This window comes from Pseudomonas sp. NPDC079367, assembly GCF_044542195.1.
In the GTDB taxonomy this organism is placed as follows: Bacteria; Pseudomonadota; Gammaproteobacteria; order Pseudomonadales; family Pseudomonadaceae; genus Aquipseudomonas.
The window spans coordinates 32925-53360 of sequence record NZ_JBITTW010000039.1; the positions used below are offsets into that span (position 1 = coordinate 32925).

Consider the following 20436-nt stretch of genomic DNA (forward strand, 5'->3'; position numbering starts at 1 on the left):
ACCTTGCCCGCCCTCGCCGCCTCGAAACCAGACAAGCGCCAAATCATCGATCGGACGCGGCGCCATTGGAGAGGAATTGCCGATGAAAACCCGACTGCTGCTTCTGATCGCCACATTCGCCATCATCCCCACCTGCGTCATGGCCGAAGGCTGCGACGTGCACACCCGCTCCTCAAGCGCCTCGGTGCCGGCGGTGGAAACCCACAGCTGCTACGAATACGAAGGCATGCCCGTCGATTCCATCAACTGGTCATGCAGCAACGAAACCAAGGACACCCTCAACGCCACCAAGAAAAAAGTTGATCGCTGCGACGATCACTACCAGGCCACCTGCAGCGCCCGCCTGACCCAGGAATCCCTGGCCAACCCGCACTCGACCAGCAAAGACAAAAGCGCCAAACCCTTGAACATGCCTGATAACGCCAAAGTCACCACGTATTACTACGACGGTGAACATCTGGCTCAGGCGAAAATTGATTGTGAGAACAGTGGGGGCAACTGGAAGGCGAAATAGCGCCTGTTATCGGTTGATCTGTTGCAGAGCCCGGCGCGATGCCGGGCTTGCTGCATCTGCAAACAGCCTCAACCTTCACCAGCACCGCTGCTGGTGCCGCTGTCATTCGATTGCTTCGAGCCGCTGGGCTTGGAACCTGAAGGCGTTGAGCCGTCATTGTTGGTGGTGTTGCCCTGAGTGCCTTTGGGCACGGTGGCGCCGTTGGAGTGAATGTCTTCCGGCGCACTCGGGTTGGCTTGGCTATTGCCGTCGTTAGCGGTGGGTGCCGGGGTGTCGCTGGCGGCTGTTGCGTAGAGCGAGGTGGCGGATAACAGCGTGGCCAGGGTCAGTGCTGCGAGGTTGGATTGGCGCATGTTGGCGGTTCCTTTGCGAGGGTCAGGTACGCATTGGAAACAGGTGTGCAGCAAAAATGCGGGGCGGCTGACGAATGGTTATCGCCCAACAGGCTCGTGCGATTTCGAGGTCCGCAACTTCATAGGAAACCATCCATGTGGCGAGAGGGCTTGCTCCACCGGACTGTGAAGCGACCTTAAACCGACCTCACCATCGTGGGCACTCAGAACTTTCACTTCCTGACGTCCGCCGCCCTTGTAAGACTTATCTGAGATCGATGAACACCGAAACTTTGCCTCTCGGCACTGGCTTAAATTGACGGTTACTCTGCGAGCAAGACTAACCTTTAAACAAGGCAGCGCATCCATGGCCAATCACAGCTACATGAGTATCACTGGAAATCGACAAGGGCTGGTCTCCGCCGGATGCTCCGACACTAACTCCATCGGCAACAAGTGCCAACTGGGCCACCTTGACGAGATAATGGTACTGGCCTATTCCCACAACATGACCACCGGCAATAACGGCGGCGTCACCGCAGATCGTGGCCAACACTTGCCGATCATGATCACCAAGAACATCGACAAATCCTCACCACTGCTCTTCGCCGCACTTCATGAGCGAGAAGTGCTGGACTGCACCATCGTCTTCTACCGAACCTCCCCCGCTGGCACACAGGACAAGTACTTCAAAATCCACATAACCGGCGCAAAAATTGCCCACATCAACCTCCAGGTTCCCCACGCCATTCATTTGAATGACGCACAGCCCCAAGAATTGGTGTCCTTCACCTATCGCGAAATCAGTTGGATGCACCTCCAGGCGGGCACGTGCGGTTTCAGCACTTGGGGAAATGACGGTGAATGAGGATTTGTGCGACATCAACGATGTTACCCGAGCAGCTGCCGATCTGGTCGCATTCGGCTGTCAGATTGGCGCGACTCAACTGTATGACAGTTTCAATCAGCTTCGATTTAACGAGGTCGTTTCGTCTTATGCGAATGAGATTATTCGAGCTGTTGATGAAGGCGTTATCAGCGCCAAGCAAGGGTTGCAGGAGCTTAGGGAGGAACATACTGAGTTACTGAACAAGGTATCGTTCTATGCTCAAAACGGTGTAGGTGTTGCTGCGGGGATGATGCAAATCCAAGTTGGCTCAGTACATTTCGCTTCCAGAACACCAACAAACGCAGTGGCCGGCTCAGTCTACTCGTTACACGGAGCTAACAACATATATGAAGGACTAGCAAACATTCACAACGGCCCTGAAAACCCAGCAGTAGTTGGCCCAATACGCAAACTCTATCAATTCTTAGCGGGTGACATTTCCCATGGAAATATCGCCTACTTCGGTGTTGACATAGGGCTGTCTATCTTCAGCATACTTCAACCCGTTCGAAAAACCGACTCAGTGGAGCTATTCACTCGCGACCCTGTGAATTATGAGCGAGCCTATAAGCAAATGGGGAAAATATCACTGGCTTTTGAGGCGTTGATTGACGGAATCACTATAAGAAACATCGACAACGAAATCACAACAAATCAACCACCAACACTATCGCCCACCTTTAAATCCTTTCCCGGACATAAAATATCCGTAAAAAGCGAAGAACACTAAAAAACTCAGCATCCTACACAGCACTTCTGACAATCCCCAAGTATCGCTAATAAAATAATAAACAACCTCTTCAAATATAAGTGCGCAACTGCCAGCGATGAAATACCGTACCCAGGCTGGATAGCGTCCAGTCCCGACATACCGACCTCGCAACTCAGCAATCTGAACAGGAAAGCAGTAAAAAAAATTTACATACAGATAAACCAGAAGCATCAAACCCTCAGAAAATTTCCTGATCAGTCCTCCCAGCGGTAAAATCTGACTCAAAAAATTCATTAGAACTAACGCGAAAATACAACTGAATGCGATAGTTAAAAAGAACAAAATAACAACCTGACATAGAAACCTGATACTCAACTTATGACACCCCCATATCAAGTCATTAAAAATCAACAAGTTTAGCTCGACAATACAAAGTCTTGATCAACCAAGATAGAAGCACGTCAATATCATAAGCCATGTAACCATACCACCCCCCCCTAACGTCATTAACCTTGCATCATCACGCACTCATTCAGAGCATTCCTACAAATAAAAACCGTCAAACCTACAAACTTTTCCTCGACTCAAAAAAATCCGACGCCCTTCAACAGGCGTCGGATTTACTTACAGCGCATGGTTAATGCCTGACGCATCAATCAGAAGTTAGCCGGCGTATTCGCGCTAATGATCTCAGCCTCGTCCGCCCCGATATTCCGGAACTTATGCGGTAACGTGGTCGGAAAGTAATACCCATCCCCGGCATTCAACACGCTCACCGAGCCATCCACCGTCAACTCAACAGTCCCGCGCGTTACCAACCCGCACTCCTCACCTTCCGAGTGAACAATCGGCTCTTCGCCGGAGCTGGCACCGGGGGCGTATTGTTCGCGCAGCAGGCGCATCTGGCGGCTGGGGACGGAGGCGCCGATGAGCAGCAGGCGCAGGCCGTGGCGGCCGAGGTCGGGTTGTTCATTGGCGCGGAAGACGTATTGGTGTTCGCGTGGGGGCTGGTCGAAGGTGAAGAAGTCGGCCAGGGACATAGGTATGCCTTCGAGCAGCTTTTTCAGCGAGCTGACGGAGGGGCTGACGCGGTTCTGTTCGATCAGCGAGATGGTCGCGTTGGTCACGCCGCTACGCCGGGCGAGCTCGCGCTGGGAGAGTTTGTAGCTTTCGCGTACTAGTTTGAGTCGAGAACCCGTATCCATGACAGCCTTATGTTGAGGTACTTAAGGGTAATGGGGGTGGGTGGCGGGTGACGCGCAGGTCGCGCGGATCACGTTGCTCCCGTGTCCCGGAACCGTGAAAGGCGGCTATTAAATCACGTTTGCAGGTGTTGCTCAGCAGGTTCGATGGATGGTGAGACGAAACTCCCTTCTGCCATGGCAATACAGCCAATGTGGGAGCGAGCTTGCTCGCGAAAGCGGCAGGTCGGGCAACATCATTGCTGAATGTACCTCCCTCTTCGTGAGCAAGCCCACTCCCACATTCAACTGGCGCCAGGCGCAACATCTTCCAACACCACCGATTCCCCTGTGGGAGCGGGCTTGCTCGCGAAAGCGGAGTGTCAAGCGACACCCATGTTGGCTGATATGGCCCCTTCGTGAGCAAGCCCGCTCCCACAGTTTGATCTCTGGTGTGCCAGCTGCATTGATGACAGGCCCCTCACATCTGCTGTCCTCAGGTATGTCAGAAAAACCGGCGGAGGCTTGGGGGCCGCCGCCGGGGCGGTTACTCAGACGCCGAAACGGTCGCGCAGCGAATAGTAGACGGCGCCCAGAGCGGTGAGCGGCGCGGAGAACGTGCGGCCGCCGAGCATCGGCATGTGTGGCAGTGAGGCGAAAGCGTTGAAGCGTTCGGCGTCGCCGCGAATCATTTCCGAGATCAGTTTGCCGGCCAGGTGCGAGCAGGTGACACCGTGACCACTGTAACCCTGCATGTAGTAGGCGTTCTTTTCGATGCGGCCGAATTGCGGCATGCGCGACATGGTCAGCAGAAAATTGCCGGTCCAGCGGTAGTCGATCTTCACGTCTTTGAGCTGCGGGAAGGTCTTGTGGATCTTCGGCCGGATCAGTTGCTCGATATCGTCCGGTTCCCGCGCGCCGTAGACCACACCACCACCGTAAAGCAGACGGTTGTCAGCGGTGAGACGGTAGTAATCGAGCAGGTAATTGCAGTCTTCGACGCAATAGTTGTGGGTAATCAGGCTGCGCGCCTGCTGCTCGGTCAACGGTTCGGTGACGACGATTTGCGAGCCGCACGGCATGCTTTTCGCGGTGACGCGGTTGTCGAGGCCTTGCGGCAGATAAGCGTTGCCGGCGATCAGCAGATATTTGGCGCGGACCAGACCTTTGGCGGTGCGCACGGTGATCGGCTCGCCGTAGGTGATTTCCACCGCCGCCGATTGCTCGTAGATCATGCCGCCCAAACGCACGATGGCGGCGGCTTCACCCAGGGCCAGGTTCAAGGGATGAACGTGGCCGCCCTGCATGTCCAGCAAACCGCCAACGTAAGCATCGGAACCGACTTCGCGACGGATATCCGCTGCGTCGAGCATCCGCAGATTGCGGTTGCCGTAGCGTTCCCAGTTGCGCTTCTGCTCGGCCAGACCGTTGAGTTGCTTCTTGTTCATCGCGGCGAAAATACCGCCCGGGCGGTAGTCGCATTTGATGCCGTAATCCTTGATGCGCGAACGGATGATATCGGCGCCTTCGAAGATCATGCTGCCAAGGATTTCTGCAGTCTTGTCGCCGTAGCGCTCTTCGATGACATCGACGTCGCGGCTGTAGGAGTTGACCAGTTGCCCACCGTTGCGCCCGCTGGCGCCGTAGCCGACTTTCGCCGCTTCCAGCACCGTGACTTTATAACCGGCTTCGCTGAGAAACAGCGCCGAGGACAGACCGGTATAACCGGCGCCGATGATGCAGACATCGCAGTCCACCACTTCTTCGAGAATCGGGAAGTCAATGACTTCATTGCGCGTGGCCGCGTAGTAACTGTTTACGTGTTGCTGTTTCATAGGTTTCTCCGAAGGCCGCCAACCAAGGGCGACCGCCGCTGTAAAAGAGTCAGAGCTTGATCCAGGTCGCTTTCAGCTCGGTGTACTTGTCGAATGCGTGCAGCGATTTATCGCGACCGTTGCCCGACTGCTTGAAGCCACCGAACGGCGCGGTCATGTCGCCGCCGTCGTACTGGTTGACCCAGACGCTACCGGCGCGCAGGCCCCGAGCAAAGGTGTGGGCCTTGCTCAGATTGCTCGTCCACACACCGGCAGCCAGACCGAAGATGCTGTCGTTGGCGATCTGCAGCGCTTGCTCGGCAGTGTCGAAGGTGATCAGCGACAGCACCGGGCCGAAGATTTCTTCTTGCGCGATGGTCATCGCGTTGGTTACGCCGTCGAAAATCGCTGGCTGCACGTAGAGCCCACCGGTTTCCTCGAGGGTGCGCTGGCCGCCTGCAATCAGCTCGGCGCCCTGCTCGTGGCCGATGCTGATGTAACGCAGCACATTGTCCAGTTGACGCTGGTCGACCACGGCGCCGACGGTGGTCGCCGGATCCAGTGCGTGCCCCGGTTTCCAGGCTTGCAACGCGTCCACCAGCAGCGGAATGAACTGATCGCGGATCGATCGCTCGACCAGCAGGCGCGAACCGGCCGTGCAGACTTCGCCCTGGTTGAAGGCGATGGCGCTGGCCGCCGCTTCTGCTGCCGCGCGCAGGTCCGGGGCGTCGGCAAATACCACGTTCGGGCTTTTGCCGCCGGCCTCGAGCCAGACGCGTTTCATGTTGCTCTGACCGGCGTAAATCATCAGTTGCTTGGCGATCGCCGTGGAGCCGGTGAAGGCCAGCACGTCGACGTCCATGTGCAACGCCAGCGCTTTGCCGACGGTGTGACCGTAACCCGGCAGCACGTTGAACACGCCTTTCGGAATCCCGGCCTCCAGCCCAAGCTGCGCGATGCGGATGGCGGTCAGTGGTGATTTTTCCGACGGTTTGAGAATGAACGAGTTACCCGCCGCGAGCGCCGGGGCGAACTTCCAGCTGGCCATGATCAGCGGAAAATTCCACGGCACGATCGCCGCGACCACGCCGCAGGGTTCACGAGTGACAAGGCCGAGCTGATCATGCGGGGTGGCAGCGACTTCATCGTAGATTTTGTCGATGGCCTCGGCGCTCCAGCGGATAGCGTTGGCGGTCGCGGGAATGTCGATGCTCATCGAGTCACTGATCGGTTTGCCCATGTCGAGGGTTTCCAGCAGCGCCAGCTCTTCCTGGTGTTGCAGGATCAGATCGGCGAAGCGGATCAGGATGCGCTTGCGCTCGGCCGGGGCTTTTTTCGCCCAGATACCGGAGTTGAACGATTGACGCGCGGCTTCGACGGCGAGGTTGGCGTCGGCTTCATCGGTGCTGGCGACCGCGGCGAGAAAACGGCCGTCGACCGGGCTCAGGCATTGGAAGGTGTCGCCGCTGATCGCCGGGCGGTATTCGCCATTGATGAAAGCGCGCGATTCGATGGACAGAGACTGGAAGCGTTGTTCCCAGTCGTTGCGGGTTGTGATCATTGTGTTGAGCTCGACAAAAGGATTGGGGACGGGCGAACGCACGCCAAACGGAATCTGGTAACCCGAACTCCCGGTAGGAGCTGCCGAAGGCTGCGATCTTTTGACTTTGTTTTTTCCCAGGCAAGATCAAAAGATCGCAGCCTTCGGCAGCTCCTACAGGGTCAGGTGTTGGCTTTTAGACCGTATGCAGATACCAGTTGTACTCAAGGTCAGAGATCGAGTTCTCGAACTCGGCCAGTTCGCTTTCCTTGCACGCGACAAACACGTCGATGTACATCGGGTCGATATAACGCGCCATGACTTCGCTGTCGTCGAGCTCGCGCAGGGCATCACGCAGGTTGTTCGGCAGGCTCTGTTCGTTCTGCTCGTAGCTGTTGCCTTCAACCGGGGCGCCCGGCTCGATCTGGTTGGTCAGGCCGTGGTGAATACCGGCCAGCACCGACGCCATCAGCAGGTACGGGTTGGCATCGGCACCGGCAACACGGTGCTCGATGCGCACAGCATCGGCGGAACCGGTCGGCACGCGCACGGCCACGGTGCGGTTGTCGATGCCCCAGCTTGGCGAGTTCGGCACATAGAATTGCGCGCCGAAGCGGCGGTACGAGTTGACGTTCGGGCAAAGGAACGCCATTTGCGCCGGCAGGGTCTCGAGCACACCGCCGATCGCGTGACGCAGTGCGGCGTTCTGCTCGGGATCCTCGCTGGCGAAGATGTTGTTGCCCTCTTTATCCAGAATCGAAATGTGCACGTGCAGACCGTTACCGGCCTGGCCCGGATACGGCTTGGCCATGAAGGTAGTGTCCATCTCGTGGTCGTAGGCGATGTTCTTCACCAGACGCTTGAGCAGCACCGCGTAATCGCACGCCTTGATCGGGTCGGAGACGTGATGCAGGTTGACTTCAAACTGCGCCGGGGCGCTTTCCTTGACGATCGCATCAGCGGGAATGCCCTGCTCTTTCGCGCCTTCGAGAATGTCTTGCAGGCAATCGACGTATTCGTCGAGATCGTCGATCAGGTAAACCTGAGTCGACACCGGACGCTTGCCGGAGACCGGTGAGCGCGGTGACTGCGGACGACCGTTCACGTTGTCCTGGTCGATCAGATAGAACTCCAGTTCGAACGCGGCGCAAATCGTCAGACCGAGGTCGTCGAACTTGCGCACAACGTTGGCCAGCACTTCACGCGGGTCAGCGAAGAATGGCTGGCCTTCGATCTCGTGCATGGTCATCAGCAGCTGTGCGGTCGGGCGTTTTTGCCACGGCTCGATGCTCAGGGTGCCGGGGATCGGGTAGCAGATGCGATCGGCATCGCCAATATCCAGGCCCAGACCGGTGCTTTCCACCGTCGAGCCGTTGATGTCCAGCGCGAACAGCGACGCCGGCAGGTTGATGCCTTTTTCGTACACCTTATGAAGACTGGTGCGTTCGATGCGCTTGCCGCGCACCACACCGTTCATATCCGCAATCAGAAGGTCGACGTACAAAACCTCAGGATATTTCTTAAGGAATGCGTTGGCTTCGTTGAGTTGAACGGTACGCAGAGGGACCGACATGATGCACCTATTTAGCTGTTAATTATTATGTTCACCACTGTGTTGCGCAGCCAGTCAATCCGAAAGGCAAAGTGAAGTCAATAGCGAACAGCCTGCCCTGAAGCCTTTATTTTTCGGGCTTTTCTTAACACTCTCGTGCCATATACGTCCCTAAACCCAGGTAACGCTGAGCAATTTGATGAACGGCGTTTAGAATTTTTTACATGGCAGTTGTTAATTAAAATCAACGACGCTAAGCTCCGGAAAAGCTCGTTCAAGTGACAGACTTCGAGGTGAATAAAAATGGCATTCAAGCCATTGATCGGCGTTACAGCGTGCGTCAAACAGATTGGCCTGCACCCCTATCACATCAGCGGCGACAAGTACGTACGTGCTGTCAGCGTTGGCGCCCAGGGGCTGCCGGTGGTCATTCCTTCCCTCGGTAATCTGACTGAAATCGACGACCTGCTCGGTCAGCTCGACGGTCTGCTGCTGACCGGCTCGCCCTCGAACGTGGAGCCCTTCCACTATCAAGGCCCGGCCAGCGCCCCCGGCACGGATCATGATCCGGCCCGCGACGCCACCACCCTTCCTTTATTGCGTGCAGCCATCGCCGCGGGCGTTCCGGTGCTGGGCATTTGCCGTGGCTTTCAGGAAATGAACGTGGCGTTCGGCGGCAGCCTGCATCAGAAGGTGCATGAGCTGCCGGGCATGCTCGATCACCGCGAGGCCGACAGCCCCGACGTGGCCGTGCAATACGCACCGGCCCACGCGGTGACGGTGCTCGCGGGCGGCGTGTTCGAAGCGCTCGAGCTGCCGGGTGAGTTTCAGGTCAACTCGATTCATAGCCAGGGCATCGATCGCCTCGCCCCCGGCCTGCGTGCCGAAGCCGTGGCACCGGACGGCTTGATCGAGGCGATCTCGGTAGAGCACAGCCCGACCTTCGCCCTCGGTGTGCAATGGCACCCGGAATGGCAAGTGCTGGACAACCCGAACTACCTGAAGATTTTCCAGGCATTCGGCGCAGCGTGCCGGCGACGGGCGGTGAAGCGCAGTCAGCGCTGACGCAATCGCGGAACAACTGACGATTTACTGCCCCCACGGCTGGCGGGTGCGCGTTTGCACATCCGTCAGTCGTGAACAGCGATACCCGTAATAACAACAAGTACGACCCAGGCAGCCAGGACGGCGGCGCCGAACAAGCCGGATCGGTTCGAGCGATATGCATCAGATCAATACAAAACCTGTGGGAGCGGGCTTGCTCGCGAAGGCGGTGTGTCAGACACCCACCCTATCGACTGACACGGCGCTTTCGCGAGCAAGCCCGCTCCCACAGGGGATCTGTAATGACTGACATCGCACTTACAGGCTTGCAATCCACTTAAGCCCGGCCACATTGGCCAGGCACACGACACCTGTTGGGAGTTTCACATGGCAAACGCCTCCAGCACTTACCGCAAGGCACTCGAAGGTCATCAGCAACCGAAAAAGGTGTTGGTGAAAGTCGATCGTGTCACCAAGAAGTTCGACGAAACCGTGGCCGTGGACGATGTGTCCCTGGAGATCCATCAGGGCGAAATCTTCGCGCTGCTGGGCGGTTCCGGTTCGGGCAAATCGACTCTGCTGCGCATGCTCGCCGGTTTCGAGCGGCCGACCGAGGGGCGGATTCTGCTTGATGGCGTGGACATCACTGACATGCCGCCGTACGAGCGGCCGATCAACATGATGTTCCAGTCCTATGCGTTGTTTCCGCACATGACGGTTGCGCAGAACATCGCTTTCGGCCTCAAACAGGACCGCTTGCCCGCCAGCGAGATCGATGCCCGCGTCGAAGAGATGCTGCGTCTTGTGCACATGACCCAATATGCCAAACGCCGCCCGCATCAGTTGTCCGGCGGCCAGCGCCAGCGCGTTGCCCTCGCCCGCTCACTGGCCAAACGGCCGAAGCTGTTGCTGCTCGACGAGCCGATGGGTGCGCTGGATAAAAAGCTGCGTTCGCAGATGCAGCTTGAGCTGGTGGAAATCATCGAGCGCGTCGGCGTGACCTGCGTCATGGTTACCCACGACCAGGAAGAAGCCATGACCATGGCTCAGCGCATCGCGATCATGCACCTGGGCTGGATCGCGCAAATCGGCAGCCCGGTCGACATTTATGAAGCGCCGGTCAGCCGCATGGTCTGCGAGTTCATTGGCAACGTGAACGCCTTCGACGGCACCGTGGTGGAGGATCTGGAAGGCCACGCGATCATTCACAGCCCGGACTTGCAGCAAAAGATCTACGTCGGCCACGGCGTCAGCACCTCGGTGCAGGACAAGTCGATCACCTACGCCATTCGCCCGGAAAAAATGCTCGTCAGCACCACCCAACCGGAGTTCCGCTACAACTGGTCTGAAGGCAAGGTCCATGACATCGCCTACCTCGGCGGTCACTCGGTGTTCTACGTCGAGTTGCCCGGCGGCAAGATCGTCCAGTCATTCATGGCCAACGCCGAACGCCGTGGCGCGCGGCCGACCTGGGACGACAAGGTCTACGTCTGGTGGGAAGACGACAGCGGCGTGGTGCTGCGCTCATGAGAACCTTCAATCAGCAATTCCTGCGCCTGGTGCCCAGCGGGCGGAAACTGGTGATCGGCATTCCGTTCATCTGGCTGTTTCTGTTTTTCATGCTGCCGTTCTTTCTGGTGATGAAGATCAGCTTCTCGGAAGCTGCGCTGGCGATCCCGCCTTACTCGGAGATCTACACGTTCGCCGAACAGAAATTCCAGCTGCTGCTGAATATCGGCAACTACACCCTGCTTGGTGAAGATGAGCTGTACCTGTCGGCGTACCTGGGCTCGCTGAAAGTCGCGGCACTGAGCACGCTGATGTGCCTGGCGATCGGCTTTCCGATGGCCTACGCGATCTCCAAGACCGGCAAGGAAACGCAAAACGTCCTGCTATTGCTGATCATGATGCCGACCTGGACGGCGATTCTGATCCGCGTGTACGCGTGGATGGGCATCCTCAGCAACAACGGTCTGCTGAACGCGTTTCTGATGTGGACCGGGCTCACCGATCACCCGATCGAGATCCTCAACACCAACACTGCCGTGTACATCGGCGTGGTCTACGCCTATCTGCCGTTCATGGTTCTGCCGCTCTACGCGAACCTCGTCAAGCACGACAACAGCCTGCTGGAAGCCGCGCAGGATCTGGGCTCGAGTAACTTCAACAATTTCTGGAAGATCACTGTGCCACTGGCGAAAAACGGCATCATCGCAGGCTGCATGCTGGTGTTCATTCCGGTGGTCGGCGAGTTCGTGATTCCAGAATTGCTCGGTGGCCCGGAGACGTTGATGATCGGCCGCGTGCTGTGGCAAGAGTTCTTCAATAACCGCGACTGGCCGGTAGCGTCCGCGCTGGCGGTGGTGATGCTGTTGATCCTGATTGTGCCGATTCTGCTGTTCAACCGCAGCCAGGCCAAAGAGATGGAGGCACGGGGATGAAACGCTTCAATTTTTCCAAGTTCATGCTGATCTTCGGTCTGATGTTCATTTATCTGCCGATGCTGATTCTGGTGATCTACTCGTTCAACGCCTCGAAGCTGGTGACAGTGTGGGGCGGCTGGTCGATCAAGTGGTACGCCGGCCTGCTCGACAACACGCAACTGATGGGCTCGGTGGTGCGCTCGCTGGAAATCGCCTGCTACACCGCGATTGCTGCGGTGGCACTGGGCACCCTCGCCGCTTTCGTCCTGACTCGCGTTACGCGCTTCAAGGGCCGCACGCTGTTTGGCGGTCTGGTCACCGCGCCGTTGGTGATGCCGGAAGTGATCACTGGCCTGTCGCTGTTGCTGCTGTTCGTGGCGATGGCGCAGCTGATTGGTTGGCCGCAGGAGCGTGGCATCGTGACGATCTGGATCGCCCACACCACGTTTTGTGCAGCCTATGTCGCAGTGGTAGTCTCCGCGCGCCTTCGCGAGCTGGATCTGTCGATCGAAGAAGCAGCAATGGATCTGGGTGCGAAGCCGTTCAAGGTGTTTTTCCTGATCACCATTCCAATGATTGCGCCGTCGCTGGCTGCGGGCGGGATGATGTCGTTTGCCTTGTCGCTGGATGATCTGGTGCTGGCGAGTTTCGTTTCCGGGCCCGGCTCCACGACCTTGCCGATGGAAGTCTTTTCGGCGGTGCGTCTGGGTGTGAAACCCGAGATCAACGCCGTGGCCAGCCTGATTCTGCTGGCGGTGTCGTTGGTGACTTTCCTCGTCTGGTATTTCGGTCGCAAGGCGGAAGCCAATCGCAAACGGGCGATTCAGGAAGCGATGGATCAGACCGCAAATGAGTCGTGGCAGCCGCAACGTGCGGCGACCGCCTTGTAGAAGCTGCGGCACGCTGCGATCTTTTTGCTCTTCAAAAGCAAGATCAAAAGATCGCAGCCTCGTTGCACTCGTCAGCTCCTACCGAGGGCTCGTCGATCAAGTTGTGTTTTTGAATAAAAAGAAGGGAGTTGTACCGATGAAAACGTTTGGCAGGACTCTGCTGACACTGTCCTTGATGGGCGCAATGGTCATGGGCGCCCAGGCCAACGACAAGGTGCTGCGTGTGTACAACTGGTCCGATTACATCGCGCCGGACACTGTGAAAAAGTTCGAAGACGAGACCGGCATTCGCGTGACCTATGACGTCTTCGACAGCAACGAAACCCTTGAAGCGCGCCTGCTGGCAGGCAAATCCGGTTACGACATCGTCGTGCCGTCGAACAGTTTTCTGGCCAAGCAGATCAAGGCCGGCGTCTATCAGCCGCTCGACAAGTCGAAGCTGCCGAACTGGAAGAATCTCAACCCGGTGCTGTTGAAAAACGCCTCGGCCAGTGATCCGGACAACGCGCACGCGTTCCCGTACATGTGGGGCTCGATCGGCATTGGCTTCAATCCGGCGAAGGTCAAGGAAATGCTCGGCGCCAACGCCCCGACCAACTCCTGGGACTTGCTCTTCAAGCCGGAGAACGCTGAAAAACTCAAAGCCTGTGGCATCAGTTTCCTCGATTCGCCGACCGAAATGCTCCCGGCCGCGCTGCACTACCTCGGCTATCCGGTGAACGACAAGGACAAGGCGCACATCGCCGAAGCCGAAGCGCTGTTCATGAAAATTCGCCCGTATGTGGCGTATTTCCATTCATCGAAGTACATCTCCGATCTGGCCAACGGCAATATCTGCGTAGCGGTCGGTTACTCCGGCGACGTCCTGCAGGCCAAGGCGCGTGCAGTGGAATCGGGCAACAGCGTGGTGATCGACTACAGCATTCCCAAGGAAGGCGCCGGCAGTTTCTACGACATGGTCGCGATCCCGCGCGACGCTGCGAACGTCGACAACGCCTATCTGTTCATGGATTTCCTCATGCGTCCGGACATCATCGCCGAGGTCACCAACAGCATCGGTTACAGCAATGCCAACGCAGCGGCCACGCCGTTGGTGGACGAAGCGATTCGCAACGAACCGGGCTCTTATCCGTCGCAAGCGGTGATGGCGACGCTGTATGCAGTGCCGGATCAGCCGATTGCCACACAGCGGATCATGACTCGCGGCTGGACGCGGGTGAAGCTCGGCAAGTAAAGACGCCGATATTCCAGCGGGTTTGCGCGCGAAAGCGTCGTGTCAGTCAATGAATGTGCAAGATATGCCGACGCATTCGCGAGCAAGCCCGCTCCCACAATGAATTCGGTGTTGTGTCAGAAAACGTTTTCCCGTTCACGCAGCGTCTTACCACCGCTGCCCCTGCTCTGAACGGCCTCACCCGGCTCCCTCGGCTCGGGTGAATTTGCAGGCGCCTTCGGGCGCCTTTTTTGTCCGCTCAGATCAGTGACCAGTCCTGCACAACCCGATAACGGCCCTTATGTGATTCGAACAAAGCGAAGCGTTCAGCGCGCAGGAAAAACTCTGGCGGCGTACTTGCTTCCGGTTCCGGCGCACGGTATTCGCGGGCCAGGGTCAGGTGCGGGCGGAACTCGTGGGTCGGTTCTTCAAAACCGAACGGCAGCATCGCCTGTTCCAGCGCGTAGACCAGACGCAACAACGCCGGCGGTGCTTGCTCCGGTGCCAGAGACAACACCCCTGCGCGATGCCAGACCTGCAAACGATCCAGCGCAACCCGCAACGCTTCGCCCGGAATACGGACACAGGCCGCGGCTTCGCAAACACCGTGGATCTGCGCCAGCGGCACCGCACCGAGAAACAGCAAGGTCAGGTGAAAGTTATCCGCCGGAACCGGTTTGCCGCTGCGCAGGCCCAGTTCCGCACGCCACTGGGCGATGGCCTTGCGCTGCGCCGGCGGGCAATCCAAAGCAAAAAACAGCCGCTTCGACGGTTCGTCGTTGCGCACCCCATCAATCATCGCCATGCCCCCCCTTTATCGTCATGATCGGGCCGAATCAGCTCAGCCTGTACTGACGACTCGCGACAGGAAGCTATAGTTCAAGGATTGCCAACAACCGGAGGCTGCCATGCGCGAGATCCTCAGCAAAGAACCCTGGTGGGCCCGGCCACCGCATCCCGGACAGGACGAAAGCGAACTGGAATGGGGCTGGCTGGTGCACTACAACGAAGGCGAACCGCGCTTCGAATTCGTCCGCGAACGGCCGACCGACGAGCAGATCCGCAACCGCAAGGGCTGTCGCATCACGCCGTCTGCCGAGTGACGCAAACCCGAGGCCGCCTGTCCGCAAAACAGGCGACCCGGTTTCAGACCTGCGCCTGAGCCCCTTCGAACCACGCCAGTTTTTCGCGCAGTTGCACCACCTCACCGACGATCACCAGCGTCGGCGCATGAACTTCATGCTCCGCCACCAGTCGCGGCAAGTCGGCCAGGGTACCGGTGAATACCCGCTGATTGACCGTGGTGCCCTGCTGGATCAGTGCCGCCGGGGTGTCGGCCGCACGACCATGCCTGATCAACTGCTCGCAGATGATCGGCAGGCCGACCAGGCCCATGTAGAACACCAGCGTCTGCGCCGGGGCGACAAGGTCGGCCCAAGGCAGATCGGTGGAGCCGTCCTTCAGGTGGCCAGTGACAAACCGAACGGATTGCGCGTGGTCACGATGGGTCAGCGGAATCCCGGCATACGCCGCGCAACCGCTGGCCGCCGTGATGCCCGGCACAACCTGGAATGGAATACCGTGAGCTGCGAGCTCTTCGATCTCTTCGCCACCGCGACCGAAGATGAACGGATCGCCTCCCTTCAACCGCACCACGCGCTTGCCGGCCTTGGCCAGATCGACCAGTTGCTGGTTGATCTGATCCTGCGGTACCGCATGTTCGGAACGGCGCTTGCCGACGTACACACGCTCGGCATCGCGACGGCACAACTCCAGAATTGCCGGCGCCACCAATCGGTCATAGAGCACCACATCGGCTTGCTGCATCAGCCGCAGCGCACGGAAGGTCAACAGATCCGGATCGCCCGGACCGGCACCGACCAGATAAACCTCGCCCGTGGTGACCATGGGCTCGCCATCCACCTTGGCTTGCAGCAGGCGTTCGGCTTCAGCGCCCTGCCCGGCCAACTGGCGATCGGCGATCGGGCCCTGGAAAACGTCTTCCCAGAAGCCGCGACGCTGCTGCACATCGGGAAACAGGTTTTTCACCTGATGGCGGAAACGCGCAGCGAGACCGGCGAGTTGGCCGTAGGTGGACGGAATCCAGGTTTCGATCTTTGCCCGAATCAGACGCGCCAATACCGGCGCGTCGCCGCCGCTGGAGACGGCAATGATCAGTGGCGAGCGGTCGACGATCGCTGGGAAGATCACGCTGCACAAGGCCGGAGCATCGACCACGTTGACCGGCACGCAACGCCGATGCGCATCGGTCGAAACCTGGGCATTGAGCGTTTCGTCATCGGTCGCGGCAATGATCAGTCCGCAACCGTCAAGATCCGTTTCGACGTAACCGCGCAGCAGGCATTCGCCGCCGCTGGCAGCGACCAGTTCGGCCAGTTGCGATTCAATTTCAGGTGCGACCACCCGCAGCAGCGCACCGGCATCGGCCAGCAGGCGGGATTTGCGCAAGGCAATTTCCCCCCCACCGACAACCAACACACGACTGCCGCGCAGGTTGTGAAACAGCGGCAGATATTTCATTTAGCCGATGACCTCAAGACCACCCATGTACGGCTTGAGCACGTCCGGCACACGGATCGAACCGTCGGCCTGCTGGTAGTTTTCCAGCACCGCCACCAGCGTACGACCGACCGCCAGGCCGGAACCGTTCAAGGTGTGCACCAGCTCAGGCTTGCCGGTTTCCGGGTTGCGGAAACGCGCTTGCATACGACGGGCCTGGAAGTCGCCGCAGTTGGAGCACGAAGAGATTTCGCGGTATTTGTCCTGGCTCGGAATCCACACTTCGAGGTCGTAGGTCTTGACCGCGCTGAAGCCCATGTCACCGGTGCAAAGTGCCAGAGTGCGGTAAGGCAGACCGAGCAATTGCAGAACCTTTTCAGCGTTGGCGGTCAGGCCTTCCAGCGCTTCCATCGATTGCGACGGCTCGACGATCTGGACCATTTCGACTTTGTCGAACTGGTGCTGGCGGATCATCCCGCGAGTGTCGCGGCCCGACGCACCGGCTTCACTACGGAAGCACGGGGTATGCGCGACGAACTTGATCGGCAGCGATTTCGAATCGACGATTTCGCCGGCAACGATGTTGGTCAGCGACACTTCAGCAGTCGGGATCAGATACAGGTCGGCTTCGCCTTCGCGGGCGATCTTGAACAGGTCTTCTTCGAACTTCGGCAGTTGCCCAGTGCCTTGCAGCGCCGGGGCCTGAACCAGATAAGGCGTGTATGCCTCTTCGTAGCCATGTTCATTGACGTGCAGATTGATCATGAACTGTGCCAGCGCGCGATGCAGACGCGCGATCGGGCCACGCAACAGCGCGAAACGTGCGCCAGACAGCTTGGCAGCGGTTTCGAAGTCCAGCCAGCCGAACTTCTCGCCGAGGGCGACGTGGTCTTTGACTTCGAAATCGAACTGGGTCGGGGTGCCCCAGCGGCGCACTTCGACGTTGTCGTCTTCGTCCTTGCCGACCGGAACCGACTCGTGCGGCAAATTCGGGATACCGAGCAGGATCGAATCCAGTTCGGTCTGGATCGCATCCAGCTCGACCTTGCCAGCGCTCAGTTCGCCCGCCATGCGCTCGACATCCGCCATCAACGGCGCAATGTCTTCACCGCGCTGCTTGGCCTGCCCGATGGATTTGGAACGCGCGTTACGCTCAGCCTGCAGTGCTTCGGTGCGGGTCTGGACGGTCTTGCGCTGTTCTTCTAGCGCTTCGATGCGCGCGGTGTCCAGGGCAAAGCCACGGGAAGCCAGGCGGTCCGCTACGTCCTGAAGGTTGCTACGTAACAGTTTGGAATCGAGCATGTCGGTTTCTCGTTATCAAAGTTTGGTCAGGGACAGGCCGGCCCACGTGGCGAGCAGCCCGCCGAATACGCTGAGTGCCGCGTAGCCCAGGGCCAGCAACACTTGCCCGCTTTCCAGCAGGCGCACCGTATCCAGTGAAAAGGATGAAAAAGTCGTCAGCCCCCCAAGGAAGCCGACCATCAACCCGGCACGCACCTCGATCGGCACCTCCGGACGTATCAAAAACAGGCCGTACAACACGCCAATCAGCAGGCAGCCCACGATATTAACGGCCAGCGTCGCGGTATAGAAGTGCCGCGGCCAATTGGCGCTGACCCAATTACCGGTGGCGAAGCGCAACAAGGTGCCGGCAACGCCGCCAACCGACACTGCGAGGATCAAGGGAACCACTATTTTCTCCGCTGCCGAGGGCTCAACCGGTCGAGTTGGGCAAGGTGATTGAGCTTCTCACCGATCTTCAACTCCAGGCCACGGGGCACTGGCTGATAGAACGGAATCGGCTCGAGTTCTTCCGGAAAATAGTCTTCACCGGCGGCGTAAGCGTCCGGCTCGTCGTGGGCGTAACGGTACTCGTCGCCGTAACCCAGTTGCTTCATCAGTTTGGTCGGTGCATTGCGCAGGTGCAGCGGCACTTCCAGCGAGCCGTTTTCGGCAGCCGCACGCAGTGCGGTTTTGAAGCCCATGTACACCGCATTGCTTTTCGGCGCGCAGGCCAGATAAGTGATGGCCTGGGCCACCGCCAATTCGCCTTCCGGGCTGCCGAGACGCTCCTGCACCTCCCACGCGGCGAGACACAGGCTCAGCGCACGCGGGTCGGCGTTGCCGATGTCTTCGCTGGCCATGCGCACCACGCGCCGGGCCAGATAAAGCGGATCGCAGCCACCGTCGATCATCCGTGCAAACCAGTACAGCGCGCCGTCGGGGTTGGAGCCGCGCACCGATTTGTGCAGCGCCGAGATCTGGTCGTAGAACGCTTCACCGCCTTTGTCGAAACGCCGGCGTGTATCACCGAGCAGGCTTTGCAGCAGCTCGGTGCCGATTTCGCTGTTGTCTTCAGCCAGGTCGGAGGCGTTCTCCAGCAGATTGAGCAGACGCCGCCCATCGCCATCCGCGGCCGACAGCAGCATCTGAAAACCTTCATCGCTCAGCGTCAGGTTGCGCTTGCCCAGCCCGCGCTCTTCGGTGAGTGCGCGGTGCACCAGTTTGCGCAGCGCCGCTTCGTCGAGGCTTTTCAGCACATAGACGCGAGCACGCGACAACAGGGCGTTATTGAGTTCGAAAGAGGGGTTTTCAGTGGTGGCACCGATAAAGATCAGCGTGCCGTCTTCAACGTAGGGCAGAAAGGCATCCTGCTGCGACTTGTTGAAGCGGTGCACTTCATCGACAAAGAGGATTGTGCGTTTGCCGTACTGGCCGGCCTGCTGCTTGGCGATTTCAACGGCCTGACGGATTTCCTTGACCCCGGCGAGCACCGCCGAAACCGTTTCGAAGTGCGCATCGGAGACTTCCGCGAGCAAGCGTGCAAGGGTGGTTTTGCCCACGCCCGGCGGCCCCCAGAAGATCATCGAATGCAGCGCGCCCTGCTCCAGCGCCTCACGCAGAGGCTTACCGCGAGCGAGCACGTGTTCCTGACCGACGTACTCATCCAGATTGGCCGCACGCAGACGCGCGGCCAGAGGTTGGGCAATCGGTGCACTGCGAAACAGATCCATCACGTAGCGTTGAAACCTCTATTTGAATACCAGGACCAACATTACACCCTGTGGGAGCGGGCTTGCTCGCGAATGCGGTGTGTCAGTTGGCATGTGAATAAACTGATACACCGCATTCGCAAGCAAGCCCGCTCCCACATTTGGAATGGTGGTTACTCCTGGATAACGTCGGCACCCTTGGGAATGTCGAACTTGAATTTGGACGCCGGCACAGCTTCGTTGGCCTTGACCCCGGTAAACAGGATATTGGTGCGCTGGCCGACGCTGTCAATCAGTTGCATGTCATTGAGCAAGCCGTTGCGGAACGACAGGCGCAGGTTGTCGAACAGGGTATCTTTGGTCTTCGGCTTGAGGGTGAAATCGATCACACCGCCCGCCTCTTTCGCGCTGATATCGAAGCTCTGGCTGATCTTCGACACGTCACCGGACAGCAGCAGCGCCGGCGTCTGGGTCAGACGCTCGTCGAGCTTCTTGATAGTCGCCTGTTCCAGGTCCGGGTCCCACAGGGTGACCTTCTTGCCGTCGGAAACCATGGTCTGCTCGGCCGGTGCGTTGGTGTGCCAGTAAAACAGGCCTGGACGCTGCAGGGTCATGTTGCCGGTCGTCTCCTGCAATTGGGTGCCGCTGCCGTCGAGGGTCAACTGCGAAAAGTTCGCCGACAGGGTTTTCGATGTTTCGAGCAATTGGGTCAGACGCGCCACGTCCTTTTCATCGGCGTGCGCCGTGAGTGTGGTCAGCGCCAGTACTGGCAACAGCATGCGGATAAGGCGCATGAGAGTCCTCTTGAATATTCGTGGA

Annotated in this window: 20 protein-coding genes; 9 read left to right on the top strand and 11 right to left on the bottom strand. The window is 58.7% G+C overall.

The window, feature by feature from the left end; translation table 11 throughout:
- The first annotated feature begins 82 nt into the window (after positions 1–82).
- Positions 83–514 carry a hypothetical protein gene (locus ACIGDJ_RS23135; protein WP_101159086.1) on the top strand — a complete coding sequence of 144 codons (432 nt, stop codon included), beginning with the start codon at positions 83–85 and terminating at the stop codon, positions 512–514.
- Positions 515–582: 68 nt separating this feature from the next.
- Here ACIGDJ_RS23135 and ACIGDJ_RS23140 read toward each other — a convergent pair whose 3' ends face one another.
- Positions 583–867, bottom strand: a complete 285-nt coding sequence (locus ACIGDJ_RS23140; RefSeq protein WP_397479637.1) for a hypothetical protein — start codon at positions 865–867, stop codon at positions 583–585.
- Between the two features lie 346 nt (positions 868–1213).
- Here ACIGDJ_RS23140 and ACIGDJ_RS23145 point away from each other — a divergent pair, with 346 nt between their 5' ends.
- Both ACIGDJ_RS23145 and ACIGDJ_RS23150 read left to right on the top strand, forming a co-directional pair.
- Positions 1214–1714 (top strand): Hcp family type VI secretion system effector, encoded by a 501-nt coding sequence (locus ACIGDJ_RS23145; protein WP_397479636.1) that lies wholly within the window; start codon positions 1214–1216, stop codon positions 1712–1714.
- A complete protein-coding gene (locus tag ACIGDJ_RS23150) occupies positions 1701–2465 on the top strand; it encodes a DUF4225 domain-containing protein (RefSeq protein WP_397479635.1) in 765 nt (254 codons plus the stop codon). The genes ACIGDJ_RS23145 and ACIGDJ_RS23150 overlap by 14 nt, the downstream gene beginning before the upstream one ends.
- Before the next feature lie 638 nt (positions 2466–3103).
- Here the strand turns inward: ACIGDJ_RS23150 and ACIGDJ_RS23155 are convergent.
- The 4 genes from ACIGDJ_RS23155 to ACIGDJ_RS23170 all read right to left on the bottom strand — a co-directional run bounded on the left by ACIGDJ_RS23155 (position 3104) and on the right by ACIGDJ_RS23170 (position 8555).
- A complete protein-coding gene (locus ACIGDJ_RS23155; protein WP_042558757.1) occupies positions 3104–3652 on the bottom strand; it encodes a cupin domain-containing protein in 549 nt (182 codons plus the stop codon).
- A 527-nt stretch (positions 3653–4179) separates the two neighbouring features.
- The gene (locus ACIGDJ_RS23160) at positions 4180–5463 is read right to left on the bottom strand and encodes an NAD(P)/FAD-dependent oxidoreductase (RefSeq protein WP_397479634.1); all 1284 of its coding nucleotides are present in this window, start codon (positions 5461–5463) and stop codon (positions 4180–4182) included.
- Between the two features lie 49 nt (positions 5464–5512).
- A complete protein-coding gene (locus ACIGDJ_RS23165) occupies positions 5513–7003 on the bottom strand; it encodes an aldehyde dehydrogenase (protein ID WP_313002449.1) in 1491 nt (496 codons plus the stop codon).
- Between the two features lie 175 nt (positions 7004–7178).
- A complete protein-coding gene (locus ACIGDJ_RS23170) occupies positions 7179–8555 on the bottom strand; it encodes a glutamine synthetase family protein (protein WP_007918694.1) in 1377 nt (458 codons plus the stop codon).
- 282 nt (positions 8556–8837) lie between these two features.
- Between ACIGDJ_RS23170 and ACIGDJ_RS23175 the strand changes: the two genes are divergently transcribed.
- From ACIGDJ_RS23175 to ACIGDJ_RS23195, 5 genes are all read left to right on the top strand, one after another.
- Positions 8838–9599, top strand: coding sequence for a gamma-glutamyl-gamma-aminobutyrate hydrolase family protein (locus ACIGDJ_RS23175; protein ID WP_397479633.1), 762 nt, complete (start codon positions 8838–8840; stop codon positions 9597–9599).
- 366 nt (positions 9600–9965) lie between these two features.
- Entirely contained in the window at positions 9966–11108 is a 1143-nt protein-coding gene (locus ACIGDJ_RS23180) for an ABC transporter ATP-binding protein (protein ID WP_039763289.1), read from the top strand.
- On the top strand, positions 11105–12019 hold the full coding sequence (locus tag ACIGDJ_RS23185; protein WP_101159094.1) for an ABC transporter permease subunit: 915 nt from the start codon (positions 11105–11107) through the stop codon (positions 12017–12019). Before ACIGDJ_RS23180 ends, ACIGDJ_RS23185 begins: the two co-directional genes overlap by 4 nt.
- Positions 12016–12891: an ABC transporter permease subunit gene (locus ACIGDJ_RS23190; protein ID WP_101159095.1), complete on the top strand. Its 876-nt coding sequence runs from the start codon at positions 12016–12018 to the stop codon at positions 12889–12891. Before ACIGDJ_RS23185 ends, ACIGDJ_RS23190 begins: the two co-directional genes overlap by 4 nt.
- Positions 12892–13027: 136 nt before the next feature.
- Complete coding sequence (locus ACIGDJ_RS23195; RefSeq protein ID WP_313002416.1) at positions 13028–14125, top strand: polyamine ABC transporter substrate-binding protein; 1098 nt, start codon at positions 13028–13030, stop codon at positions 14123–14125.
- 238 nt (positions 14126–14363) lie between these two features.
- Here the strand turns inward: ACIGDJ_RS23195 and thpR are convergent, their stop codons facing one another.
- Positions 14364–14903 (bottom strand): RNA 2',3'-cyclic phosphodiesterase, encoded by a 540-nt coding sequence (thpR, locus tag ACIGDJ_RS23200; protein ID WP_397479650.1) that lies wholly within the window; start codon positions 14901–14903, stop codon positions 14364–14366.
- A 109-nt stretch (positions 14904–15012) separates the two neighbouring features.
- Here thpR and ACIGDJ_RS23205 point away from each other — a divergent pair, with 109 nt between their 5' ends.
- A complete protein-coding gene (locus ACIGDJ_RS23205) occupies positions 15013–15207 on the top strand; it encodes a hypothetical protein (RefSeq protein WP_039763294.1) in 195 nt (64 codons plus the stop codon).
- A 43-nt stretch (positions 15208–15250) separates the two neighbouring features.
- On the opposite strand, the gene cysG is transcribed toward ACIGDJ_RS23205, so the two are convergent.
- The 5 genes from cysG to lolA form a co-directional block, all read right to left on the bottom strand.
- On the bottom strand, positions 15251–16645 hold the full coding sequence (cysG, locus tag ACIGDJ_RS23210; RefSeq protein WP_101159097.1) for a siroheme synthase CysG: 1395 nt from the start codon (positions 16643–16645) through the stop codon (positions 15251–15253).
- Complete coding sequence (gene serS, locus ACIGDJ_RS23215; protein WP_065616030.1) at positions 16646–17926, bottom strand: serine--tRNA ligase; 1281 nt, start codon at positions 17924–17926, stop codon at positions 16646–16648.
- Positions 17927–17941: 15 nt separating this feature from the next.
- A complete protein-coding gene (gene crcB, locus ACIGDJ_RS23220) occupies positions 17942–18316 on the bottom strand; it encodes a fluoride efflux transporter CrcB (RefSeq protein WP_016775261.1) in 375 nt (124 codons plus the stop codon).
- On the bottom strand, positions 18316–19638 hold the full coding sequence (locus ACIGDJ_RS23225) for a replication-associated recombination protein A (RefSeq protein ID WP_042609225.1): 1323 nt from the start codon (positions 19636–19638) through the stop codon (positions 18316–18318). The genes crcB and ACIGDJ_RS23225 overlap by 1 nt, the downstream gene beginning before the upstream one ends.
- A gap of 152 nt (positions 19639–19790) precedes the next feature.
- Entirely contained in the window at positions 19791–20411 is a 621-nt protein-coding gene (gene lolA, locus ACIGDJ_RS23230) for an outer membrane lipoprotein chaperone LolA (protein ID WP_056788905.1), read from the bottom strand.
- Between the last annotated feature and the right edge of the window lie 25 nt (positions 20412–20436).